General features: G+C 43.4%; 8 protein-coding genes. 3 read left to right on the plus strand and 5 right to left on the minus strand.

Annotated features, from left to right (window positions below; translation table 11 throughout):
* Positions 1-22 precede the first annotated feature (22 nt).
* On the plus strand, positions 23-616 hold the full coding sequence (locus tag P2A85_RS08340; protein WP_377478622.1) for an ATP-dependent Clp protease proteolytic subunit: 594 nt from the start codon (positions 23-25) through the stop codon (positions 614-616).
* Positions 617-900: 284 nt separating this feature from the next.
* A complete protein-coding gene (locus P2A85_RS08345) occupies positions 901-1524 on the plus strand; it encodes a DnaJ domain-containing protein (RefSeq protein WP_377478624.1) in 624 nt (207 codons plus the stop codon).
* Positions 1525-1557: 33 nt separating this feature from the next.
* Here P2A85_RS08345 and P2A85_RS08350 read toward each other — a convergent pair whose 3' ends face one another.
* Both P2A85_RS08350 and P2A85_RS08355 read right to left on the minus strand, forming a co-directional pair.
* Positions 1558-2451 (minus strand): protein kinase, encoded by an 894-nt coding sequence (locus P2A85_RS08350; RefSeq protein ID WP_377478626.1) that lies wholly within the window; start codon positions 2449-2451, stop codon positions 1558-1560.
* A gap of 26 nt (positions 2452-2477) precedes the next feature.
* A complete protein-coding gene (locus P2A85_RS08355; protein WP_377478628.1) occupies positions 2478-3371 on the minus strand; it encodes an EI24 domain-containing protein in 894 nt (297 codons plus the stop codon).
* 88 nt (positions 3372-3459) lie between these two features.
* On the opposite strand from P2A85_RS08355, the gene P2A85_RS08360 reads away from it, so the two are divergent.
* On the plus strand, positions 3460-4209 hold the full coding sequence (locus tag P2A85_RS08360; RefSeq protein WP_377478630.1) for a 2-phosphosulfolactate phosphatase family protein: 750 nt from the start codon (positions 3460-3462) through the stop codon (positions 4207-4209).
* Between the two features lie 22 nt (positions 4210-4231).
* On the opposite strand, the gene P2A85_RS08365 is transcribed toward P2A85_RS08360, so the two are convergent.
* From P2A85_RS08365 to P2A85_RS08375, 3 genes are all read right to left on the minus strand, one after another.
* On the minus strand, positions 4232-5605 hold the full coding sequence (locus tag P2A85_RS08365) for a lipid-A-disaccharide synthase-related protein (RefSeq protein ID WP_377478632.1): 1374 nt from the start codon (positions 5603-5605) through the stop codon (positions 4232-4234).
* A 52-nt stretch (positions 5606-5657) separates the two neighbouring features.
* Positions 5658-10874, minus strand: a complete 5217-nt coding sequence (locus P2A85_RS08370; protein ID WP_377478634.1) for a PAS domain S-box protein — start codon at positions 10872-10874, stop codon at positions 5658-5660.
* A gap of 257 nt (positions 10875-11131) precedes the next feature.
* Complete coding sequence (locus P2A85_RS08375) at positions 11132-12442, minus strand: ATP-binding protein (RefSeq protein WP_377478636.1); 1311 nt, start codon at positions 12440-12442, stop codon at positions 11132-11134.
* Positions 12443-12496: the final 54 nt, after the last annotated feature.

Raw genomic sequence — 12496 nt, forward strand, 5'->3', positions numbered from 1 at the left:
TTATTCTGTTAGGAGATATACGATGCCTATTGGCGTTCCCAGCGTTCCGTACCGGCTTCCCGGCAGTAGCTACGAACAGTGGATCAATATTTACGAAAGGCTGTTTCGGGAGCGGATTATTTTCCTCTCAGAAGAAGTAGATGATGGCATTGCTAATGCGATCGTGGCTTATCTGCTTTACTTGGATTCGGAGGATCAGAGCAAACCTATTTACCTGTACATTAACTCTCCCGGTGGCTCGGTGACGGCGGGCATGGCAATCTACGATACCATGCAGCACATTAAATCTGAGGTAGTGACGATTTGTGTGGGTCTAGCGGCCTCGATGGGTTCTTTTTTACTAGCAGCAGGTACCAAGGGGAAACGAGTCGCTTTGCCAAACTCGCGGATTATGATTCACCAGCCTTCTGGGGGCACGCGGGGACAAGCGACGGATATCGAGATTGAGGCAAAAGAGATCGTCCGGATTCGCCATCAGTTGAATCAGATTTATGCAGCTCGGACTGGTCAGACTTTAGCCAAAATCGAAAAAGACATGGATCGGGACTATTTTATGTCTGCTCAGGAAGCCAAGGAATATGGTTTGATCGATCGTGTGATTGAAGAACGTCTTTAAGTAAAGTTTTCCCTTCAGTAGTGCAGGCAATGCTGAAGGGAAAACCTCGATCCGCAGTAAATTTTGGCAGAGTCTTTACTTTAAGGATTCTGCCATATTTAATGGTATTAAGTAAGTCCACCTAATTAAATGCAAGCTCCACATCGCTCAAAAGCTTACTAGCTTGCTATTCTTCACATCGATCTTCTTCCTGAATTTCCCCCCTTGGGGGGGGTAGGGGGGGTGACTTCTTCCCTCTTCCTTCTTCCCTCTTCCTTCTACTTATTAGCGATGATTTATAGTAAATGGATATTGCAGATTATTACCGACAGTTAGGACTGAGATCTGGTGCGAGTGTGTCGCAAGTTAAGGCGGCTTATAGACAACTAGCCAGACAGTATCACCCCGATGTAAATCCGGGCAACGAACAGGCGAAGAATAGGTTTATTGCGATTACTGAGGCTTATAAGTTTCTGGTGAATATTGCTCTCCCCGATGGGGAGTCGAAAGTTGCGAATGATACTAAGCAGACGGGGACGACATCGGCATCCCAGATGCCAAAAACTCAACCACAAAGAGTGAAAGTGACTCGGAAAGCGTCGCCAATTGAAAATACCCAGGATTTGTCGGCAGCGGAAGAAAAGTTAAAGCAAGATGCTTATTTGCAGTTGCAGGAGTTGCTGAAGTATCAGAGGTTCCCACGGGCGATCGCCCTGGTGGAAGGTTTGGCACAGCGGATTCCCGATGATGCGGAAGTGCGTCAATGGCAGGCGATCGCCTATCAGCGTTGGGGAAGGCATTTAATAGGGGAAAAACAGGTTGATAAGGCGAGAATTTATTTAAAAAAGGCTGTGAAAACTGACCCTCACAATCGCGCGTTGTGGGCAGAAGTTGAGCGAGATTTTCGCAGGTTAGAACAGATTTATTGAAGTTGGGAATTTAGTTGGGTTCTGTGCAGGTAATCAAAGGCTTATAGTTTTGAGTTTTTCGAGAATAACTTGAGTATTTTTAGGTCTTTTTTCCGGCAGGGGTTCCATTAATTCGTCTAGAAAATATGGTAGTAAACCTTCCAGTTGCACCCCATGATTTCTCCAATTAATTTTACCAGTTGTCTCATCTGTCGGAAAGTCGATCGGCGGTGTACCTGTTAGTAAATGTACAAAAGTACGTCCCAGGGCAAAAAAGTCCGATCGCACTTCAGCTTTACCTAGAATTTGTTCCGGGGCGGAATATCCGGGCGAACCTATAGGCGTTGTATCAATCCCCGCTTCTCCCACAGCCCCAAAATCAATTAGTATCAATTTGCCATCGGGTTGCAACATCAGGTTTGAGGGCTTAATATCTCGATGTACTATATTATATTGGTGAATTTTGTGTAAAATATGCGTCAGTTGGGTGAGCCAATTAAGGGCTAGTTTGGGAGATATATGTTGGTTTTTATTTAAGAATTGTGCTAAAGTTTCTCCCTCAATTTTTTCCATCACTAAACAGGACAATTTCTGAGATTGTTGGGGTATTTTTATAGTGAAATATCCGTCAGTTTCAACTTGCGGAATTCCGGTACTTCCCACTAGCCAAATTAAGGTGCGTGCTTCCTGCTTGAATAATCGGATTAAAGGGGGATGATGAGTATATTTCAATAGTTTTAAAACTTTGACAGTACCCCATTGGTTTTCCTCGGTTCCCCAATCTGCGACTGCAAAAATTTCTGTAGGGAGTGCTGGATTGGTCGATCGCACTGGGTGGATGATACGATAGCGATCGGCAATCAATAAAGCCGTCCCGCAACTGTGACAATTTTGAGCTCGATCGCAATTCTCACGGGTTTTGCACTTGGGATTGATGCAGTAACTCATTTGAAGAAGTTATTGGTGAATATTTTTTAAGTAGGAATGTCGGTTTTCCCCTGGCTAATTTGCTCCTGGGATGCAAAACGAGTGGGCCAAATGCGATCGCAAAAAAACAAAGTGCCGGCAGTGACACATAGGGGAATAGCCAACAGGTTCAACAGCGGAATACTGACTAAACCAAAACAAACTAAACCAAAACTGCCACTAGCGGGCAAACTTCCGCGAAGGATCTCTAACTTTTCTTTAAAAGGTCGCCTGCGCCTTTCTAAAGGTGCATCTAAAAAGTCTAAACAGACAAGAGTTGCTCCCAAAGCTACTCCTCCTAAACTGCCTAAAATAGAGCCGACACCAGGGATAAAATTCAGAACTAGGAGTGGTATGCCGAAGCTCAACAAAATTTGTAATTTTCTGAATTCAAAGGCGATCGCTCTTTTGATATCCTGAAAAATGCTAGTCAAACTCATGGGTGCTTCTGCGGGCAATTGACCGTTACGCAGGAGCTCCAGTTGTTGAGATAATTCGCCGTACCAAGGGGAACCCAAAATCACGCCAAATTGTACTAATAAAAATCCAATGATTAGCAAAAGTCCGGTTACTAGGAGTATGCGTAACAACCAGCCAAAAGCGATGGTTAAGACGCCGAGAAAACTGAGCCACTGGGGCAAGTTAGCAATTAATGTATGAAAGCGGAGGGACAAATTGGCAACTAAAAGGTCTATTCCTGACAAACTGGGAAATAGTAATCCCAAATAAAGACTGATGCCAATTAAAAAATTTAGCACTACTGGAATTAATACATAACCCCAGAGCTTGGGTGTTTGCCAAAGCAGTGTGAAAGCTCGCAGAGGATAGGTGAAACCAGCCAGAAGTCCGATGGGCGCGCTGATGGCGCTGTGGGCGGGATTAGAATTGAGCTGCTTGGACATATAGAAGAAGGAAGTTGGCTTGATTTATCTAGGAGCGTCACTTTCTATTATTATTACGTATGAGGATTTATTGTAGGTAGCCCCAAAAGTGAAGCTTTTTATTTACCATACCCCGGAACTTACCCCAACGGACAAAATGCCAGCCTGTGCGATCGCCGTTGACGTGCTGCGGGCGACTACGACAATGGCAACTGCGCTCAACAATGGGGCGGAAGCTGTGCAAGTTTTCAGCGACTTAGAGCAACTGATGGGGGAGAGCGAAAAATGGCCGGCAGACAAGCGCATTCGGGCAGGAGAGCGTGGCGGTGCGAAAGTTGACGGATTTGATATGGGGAATTCTCCCCTCGACTGCACCCCAGAAAATGTAACGGGGAAGCGAATTTTCATTAGTACAACTAATGGTACTCGCGCTCTCCAAAGGGTGCAAAATTCGCCGATAGTTTTAACAGCGGCTTTGATTAATCGGCAAGCTGTGGTGGAGTTTTTGTTAGATAAACAGCCGGAAACTATTGGGATAGTGGGTTCGGGTTGGGAAGGAAGTTATTCCTTGGAAGATAGTGTTTGTGCGGGGGCGATCGCCCACAGCCTCTTGACAAAAACTGGTATTCCTGCTACGGATTTTGCTGGTAACGATGAAGTATTTGCAGCAATGGCGTTGTATCTCCAGTGGGAAAATCAATTGCATCAATTGCTAAAATCTGCTAGTCATGGTCAAAGACTGCTGCGTTTAGGGGTGATTGAAGATTTGAAATATTGCTCCCAAATCGATATTTTAGATGTGCTGCCAATGCAGCGAGAACCGGGAGTTTTGGTTAAGTCGGATGGGCAGGTTTTCTAAATAAAGAAGACGCAAATCAGGACTAATTTCGTGACGGCAAATCATCGGGGCAGCGCTGAATTAAACATTGGGCAATCCGTCGCGCTGCACCGGGTTTTCCCATGCGGCGCTTGCCATTTTCATCAATTACTTGTAATCGGTCTGGATGGTTCAACAAAAACAGGATGGTGCTGGCAACTTCATGGGGATGGTTGACTAAAATTAGGGATGGTCCTAGGAGGCGACTTTGAGCTTCTGCAAAAGCGGGTGTAAATTGGGGACCGGTGCCTTCGATGGCGATCGCCGGTTTTCCTAAACCTACAAATTGTTCTGTAGCGGTGCCGGCCATGGCGACGGCGACATCGGCTTCATACAAATAATCGTTAAAATTGTGCTGACTCAAAATCATGGTTGCTTGTTTCTGCACAAAGGTCAAAGGGAATAGGAAATTGGGAGATTCCTGGTTGATTTCTTGGCTAGGAGATACAGGAGGTCGTAAAATACTGCCTTCTCGCTGTTGGGTTCTAGTTTCGCCGTCTAGATTCCAGCCGAATAATTCTACTATGGAGCGTAGGGCTTCTAAATTTAATTCTGGGGAAATGGCTCCTAAAAATAGCAGTTTGCGATCGCCAAAAGTAGATAAAATAGCCGTTACAGCCTCTAAAATTAGCTGCCAATTAGCGTAAGCTTCCGGTGCTCTGGAACCCGGTAGTAAAGCGATAACGAGCGATCGCGACCTTTGGCGAAACTCTGGGCCCTTTTCGTAAAATCCGGGGGCTGAGTTTTCCGGTGCTAGGGAATCCATCATGGGATTTCCGAGATTGTAAGCGGGAATGCCTAATTTTTCCAAGGTCTCGGCCGTCAGGGCATCCCTGGGAAAAACGGCCCGACAGCGCCTTCTAGTCATCAGCCAGCGCTCCCAAGGCAAATAAACCGAGCCCGACCAAGCCTCCCAACTAAGACGTCGGGACGGACCAGTCACAGGCCCCTTTTCGTCTCGTAAATAATACTCAGACTTGGCGGTACCGACAAAGGCATAGGGGGCACCACTGAGCCAAGCAAACAGTAGTGGGACAATATCTCCGACTGCTAAAATAACCGTGTTCTGATTTCCAGACTGTTTTTGGTTGCGCACCCAAGCACGGATGGCTTTAAATTGAGCGATGGTAAGTTGCAGCAAGCCGCCTTTGATGTCGCGCAAAAACTCCCTTCCGTCCATGTAGATAAAGCCGCCAGAAGGCATCCGCTGCACCGGGCCGATGACGCGGGCGTTGTCCAGTTTCGCGAAAGCTTGCCCTTCGCCTACCAGTGGAAATACGGATATTTCTGGCGGATGTGGCTGCTGTTGCAGTTCCTGTAAGATGCGAAGGGCGATCGCGTCTTCTCCGTGACCGTTACTAAGGCAAAGTAATTTCAATCCCAAAACTCTCAAAAATTATATTATACTAATAAATGTCAACTAATAACTGTTAACTAATAACTGTCTCTACACCCTCAATATATTGCTTTAAAAGACTCCGAATTTGTTTAAGTCCAAATTTCTTAGCCAGTTGGCGGACGCGACTAACCAGGGATATTAACTTCGGCTCTAAACTTTCGAGCTTAACCGCCTCATCAAAAATTCCTTCGATGTCACCCATAGCTGCTAATTTTAACATTCTCGCGACAGACTCAGCAACGGGAGGTAATAAAGTAGAGTAAGTTGGCAACTCAGATTTGGGTGATACACTTGCGGTTTTTCGCTGTTTGCTTTCCACAAAGTCCTCATAAATCCATTCTAGTCCCAAATGTAACCCCAACTGTTCTAAAAAGTGATGTGCTTCGATGGGCTTGGGCATAAAATAATCGCAGCCAGCTAGTAGACTTTCTTGTTGCGTCTTCTCAAAAGCACTAGCTGACAGGGCAATTAAGACTACATCCTTTAATTCAGGTAACTGACGCACTCGTCGCGCAGTTTCCAAGCCGTCCATGACAGGCATCAGCAAATCCATTAAAATGACATTTGGTTTAAATTCCACTGCTTTGCGGAGGCATTCTTGACCGTTTTCTGCTTCAGCAATTTCAAACCCTAAACGGGAAAGCAGCTTGGATAACATAGATCGATTTAATTGATTGTCATCCACGATTAGCACTTTCCGCTTGTCGCCCACAAAGCCCACCAGCCAACGTTGTTCCTGCAAACTCGCCACTTCTAAGTAGCGTTTTGGTGCGGTCAATTCTAAGTCTATCCAAAAAATGCTGCCTTGACCTAAAGTGCTTTTGACTTGAATTTCGCTACCCATTAGTTTGGCTAATTTTCTGCTAATTGAAAGTCCCAGACCTGTACCTTCAACAAATCTATCAGCACCTACTTGATGGAATGGCAAAAATATTTCTTCTAACTTACTTGAGTCTATTCCCGTGCCAGTATCTTCGATTTGAAAACGAATTTGGAGAGCGTGTTTATCGGCAATTATTTTTTTGCAGAAGCGCAGATAATTCTGTTTCAGTTCCGAACTCAAAGTCGAGAGTTCCGTATTTTCTGCTTGTCCTCGCCTCCAGGCTTCTGTGCCGACATACCCGACTTTGAAAGTGACTCTACCACTGTTAGTAAATTTCACGGCATTTCCCAGCAAGTTTATGAGAATTTGACGCAATCTTTTTTCATCAAAATAGACTGATTGAGGCAGGGGAGATACTTGTTCGTAACTAAAATCAATATCTTTTTGGGAGGCTCGCATTTGAAACAGGTCGGAAATGTTTTTAAGAAAGTTAGTAAGATTTAACTCTGTGGGGTAGAGTTCCATTTTCTTCGCTTCGATTTTGGAAAGGTCTAAAACATCTTCGATCAGCATTAGTAGATGTTTGCCACACTGCTGAATGTTGTTGAGGCTTTCTTGATGATCTCGGCTTAAAGTTTTATCTGTTTTGAGGATTTGAGCGTAACCTAAAACGCCGTTTAAGGGTGTGCGGAGTTCGTGGCTCATGTTGGCGAGAAATTCGCTTTTGGCGCGATTGGCTGTTTCTGCGAGTAATGCGGCTTTTTGGAGGGCTGCTTCAGCTTGTTTGCGATCGGCTATTTCGGTTTGTGCTTGTTGAAATAGTGTGGATTGCTGAATGGCGATGGCTAATTGCACGCACAATTGTCTGAGGGATTCTATGTCTGAGGATTCCCAAGAACGCGATCCGTTGCAATCGTAGGCGATTAGGAGTCCCCAGAGGGGATTTTCGGTGGTAGTTCGAGGGTAGGAAATATTTTGTCCGGCTTTTAAAATGGGGACTATTAATTTAGCTTTGACTTCAAATTGATTCAGAAAATTTATGTAGGGTTCGCTCAAATTTTCCTGATGGATGTTTTCTATAGCTCGCACCCAACCTTGTTGGTAAAGCTCAATAAAATTTTCTGCAAAGCAGGGGTATGGAATGTTTAGATCCCTTAGTGGCGTGCGGTTTTGGGCAAGGGACTCGACCACTACCAGACCGCTCCAGTCTGGATTGAAGCGGTAAATAACTGTGCGGTCTGTTTGTAATAATTGTCGCACTTGTTCGACGGCTGTGGTGAGTATTTCTTCTAAATTGAGGGAGGAACGAATGCGATCGAGCATCGCGACTACCAGCCGTTCTCGTCTTAATTGTTGTACCAATGCCTTTTCGGCTTGTTTGCGTTCGGTGATGTCGGTAATTACTCCTACTAACCCGATTAAATTTCCTGTTTCATCTTTAATACTATCGGCTCGAAATAGAGTTGGTACCAGCTCGTTGTTGTTAGTTTTGATTTTGATTTCGCCTTTCCAAGGTTGGCCTTGGCGCAGGATTTTAAATATTTTTAATAATACTTGAGTTTTCGGGTAAATAACTATTGCTCCACCGGCTTTATTTAGTTCTGCTACTGTGTAACCGTACCGCTGAATAAAGGCTTGGTTGTGATAGATCGATCGCCCTTTGAGGTCAGCAATGACGATCGCATCGCTGGTACTTTCGACGGCTTGAGTAACGCGGAGTAGGTCTAATTCTGCTTGTTTGCGATCGCTAATATCAGTAATAGTGCCCACATAGCCTTTAATTTCGCCACCATCTCCGATTTCCGCTACTGCTTGACCGATAACCCAACTGACAGCACCGTCTGGACGCAAAAAGCGATATTCTGATTTAAAAGGAACTCGATCGATTACAGCCTGATACCATTCAGTGTTGACTCGCTCCACGTCATCTGGATGTATGGCATTCAACCAGCCTGTTTCTGCTGCTAATTCGGTCTCCACACCCGTGATTTCACTCCATCGTTGATTCACATAAAGGAAATTTCCCAAAGTGTCGGTATGAAATATACACACTGGCGATGCTTCTGCTAAAGTTTGGTAGCGGAGCTGGCTGGCTCGCAGGGCTGACTCGGCTTGTTTTCTGTTAGTAATATCGCGAACTATGGAAATTATCTCGCCACCTGCGAGCATGGTCAGTGATACTTCTTGAGGGAAAGTAGTACCGTCTAGACGCTGGCCAGTAGCTTCTATATGGCAATATCCTTTTTCTTTAATTGCTGGCATTATTTGGGAATCAAACTGTTGATATTCCGAGGCAGTATAGAGCATTTTCCAGTGTTTTCCCAACAAGTCAGATTGTCTAGAAAATCCATACATCTTCAGATAAGCGTGATTTGAATAAATATATTCCTCACTAGCATTGAGGATGGCGATACCGTCATAAGCAGCGGCTATTGCTACTGCTTGCCGCTGGAGTGTGGACTCTACTTGTTTGCGTGAGGTGATGTCGCGACCAACTGCATAAATTAAACCTTCTTGGCTAAATGGTGAAGCAGTCCAGAGCAACCATTTGTAAGAACCATCTTTGCAGAGATAGCGATTTTCAAAATAAAAAGTGGGTATACCAGCCATTAATTTTTTGACTTCAGCGGCACTGGATTCTCGATCGTCTGGATGAACAAAATCCAGGACTGGCTGGGCGAGAAGTTCAGCAATACTGTAGCCTAGGGCTGTTGACCAGGCTGGGTTTAAGCGTTTGAAATAACCGTCAAAATCCAGAATACAAAGCAAGTCTAAGGAGATGGTAAAGAAGCGATCGCGCTCTGCTTGGGCCTGCTTCAATTCAGTAATATCAATCACTAAACCATCCCAGATCATCTCTGATTTGCTCTCGGATTTTGAATGATTATTCAGTATTTCCGGTCTCGAACATCCTTGGAGCCACTTAACTTTTCCTGATGGCAAAATGTGCCGCCACTGTTGCTGCCATGGCTGCATAGTGGCAGCGGAAATGGCAATGGATTCTTCTACCTTTGAGATGTCTTCTGCATGAATTCTGGTGAAAATTAATTCGGCATTTTCCTGTATTACTTCTGGCTCTAGTTCATAGAGTTCGCGACAACCACAAGATACATAAGGAAAAGATTTTTTACCATCGGATGATACTTTAAATTGATAAATGGCTCCGGGTAGGTTGGCAACAAGTCTTTGAAATCTAGCTTCGCTTTTTTCTAGGGCTATTTGTTGGAGTCTGTATTCAGTGATATCTCGAATTGTACCTACTAATATTTTACTGCCGTCTGTTTTTTTAAACACTGTTTTTTTTGTGGAAACAATGTGTTTTTTTCCGCTGATATCTGTAAAATATTCTTCGGTTTCGTTAGGAATTTCTGTCTCCAATACTTCTTCATCTTTTGTCCAAAAAAACTGAGCTTCAGCTTTGGGGAAAAAGTCATAATCAGATTTACCGATGAGTGCTTGTCGTGGTTTTCCGAGCAACTCACAAAAAGCATCGTTTAAGATCATCCAGCGATGTTGCTCGTCTTTGACAAAAATTGGGTCTGGAATGACATTGATAGTGTGGTTTAAAAATTGCTCTGATGCTCTTAGTTGGGATTCGTAGCGGTAGCGATCGCTCACGTCCAAGACTACTTTAATCATCCGATCGATCGACCCATCGCGACGACGAATACAACGAAGAGAAACTCGCGTATAAACTATTTCCCCGTCTTTTCGTACCCACCTTTTATCGGAGATATACCCGTCTATCGTACCTGCTAAAACTTGAGATAATTGTTCAATGTTATTGCTATAGTCATCTGGATGAGTCAAGTCCAACCAGTTTTTTTCTATGAGTTCGTCACGGTCATAGCCTAGCAAATTGCACAAAGCATCGTTAGTTTCGATCCAGTTAAAGTTTTCAGAAATGGCTGGTTGAATAATTGGAGCAACGATGGCAATTCCAATCAGAGAATTTTCAACTACAGAACGATATTTTTCTTCGCTTTTTCGCAAAGCATCTTGACTATTTTGGCGCTCTATGGCGTAGCGGAGCGATCGCATTAAAAGTTCGCCATCTATTTTTCTTTTTACTAAATAATCCTGTACGCCCACGGAGATTAACCGCAGTGCCAGTTCCTGGTCATTTTGACCTGTCAGCACCACAATTGGCACACTGACACCATGCTGTTGTACGCTAGTTACTGTCTCAATGCCCCGACTGTCGGGCAGTGAAAGGTCTAATAAAATTATGTCAAATTTTTCTTGATTCAAATAGAGTATTGCTTCACTGAGGCGCTCTACTTTTGTGAGCGATATCTGCTGTGCATCGTTATCGCTCATTCCTGACAGCAAATCTTCTATTAATTCTGCTTCATAAGCATTGTCTTCCACCAACAACACTTTAAAGCAGGTAGGAGGTAAAGATAAGTCAAAAACTGCTTTCATAATAGTTAGTTATTAATCTCAAGATTATTGGTAAATCTAACTTGGATTGCACCTTGGTTGAGGAAGGTATTTACTAAATTGTAGCTACACATACATTACTATTAGAATGGCAGTGCGATGTCAGGCTATAAAAAATGTTGAAGCCAGATAATTATATCACAAACCAAACGTGATGTCAACGCACAGTTTTTCATCTAACTTGTTATTTTAGTAACTGAATAAAATATTTTTTATTTGTTTAATTCAAATAATAAAAATCACAAATTCAAACTATTTTTGTTGAGAGTAAAGTAAAAACTTGAACCTTGACCTGGTTCCGAATTTACCCAAATACGTCCGCCGTGAAGTTCCACAATTTTTTGACAAATTGCCAAGCCAATACCTGTCCCAGAATATTCTTTTTGAGTGTGCAATCGCTGGAAAATTTGAAAGATGCGTTCTTGATGCTGCCGTGCAATCCCAATGCCATTATCTGCCACAGAGAATAGCCAACGATCTTGCTGTTTGCAAACACTAATAGAAATATCAGGCGGTTCATTTTTTCGATATTTAATTGCATTCCCAACTAAATTTTGAAATAATTGCACGAGTTGGGAAATATCGCCATTAACTACGGGTAATTCACCATAGGAAACCACAGCTTGGGTATCACGAATCACCCCTTGTAAATTAGCGAGAGCTTGCTCTAATACCTGATTGCAGTTAGTAGGTTTAAAAGGCTTCTGACTGCGACCTACTCGCGAGTATTCCAGCAAATCATCAATTAAAGCTTGCATTCTCGTGCAGCCTTGAACAATATTCCCAATAAACTTATTAGCTTGACTATCTAGTTGTTCTTGGTAGCGTTTTTCTAAAAGCTGAGCGTAACTAGCTATAGTAGCCAAAGGTGCTTGCAAATCATGAGATGCCACATAAGCAAATTGTTCTAGTTCGGCATTAGAACGAGCCAATTCTTGATTGGATTTCAAGAGAGCAGATTCGACGCGCTGGCGATTCCCTATCTCTTTTTGGAGCAATAAATTTTGTTCTTGCAGGGTTTTTTCAATAGCACAGCGAGTGCTGATTTCTTCTTGCAAAATTTGATTTTTTTCGTGGAGAACTTCTTCGACGGCTAAACGGCTGCTGATTTCTTCTTGAAGAAGTACGTTTTGTTCTTTTAGCTGTTTTTGTAACTTCCGCAGAGTGAGATGACTTTCGATGCGTACCAAAACTTCTTCAAATTGAAATGGCTTGCTGATGTAGTCTACACCCCCTACGGCAAAGGCATTTACTTTGTCAAATATTTCATCTTTGGCGCTGATAAAAATTACCGGAATATCGCGAGTTATCGCATCATTTTTGAGATGTTGACATACTTCGTAGCCATTCATTTCCGGCATCATAATATCGAGCAAAATCAAATCCGGCGGATTAGAATTGCAGGCTCTCAGAGCCATTTGCCCGTTAATGACGCAGCGGGGCGCATAACCCCGCTGACTTAACATTGTAGACAAAAGACGCAGGTTTTCTGGCGTATCGTCTACTACTAAAATGCTGCCTAGTGAGGTTTTCTGTTCGTTATTATTCATGAGATTTTTTTGTTTCAGATTTAACTAAAGATAGTTGTGGATATTTAATTTTAA

The sequence above is a fragment of the Microcoleus anatoxicus genome, assembly GCF_042465725.1.
Classification (GTDB): Bacteria; Cyanobacteriota; Cyanobacteriia; order Cyanobacteriales; family Microcoleaceae; genus Microcoleus; species Microcoleus anatoxicus.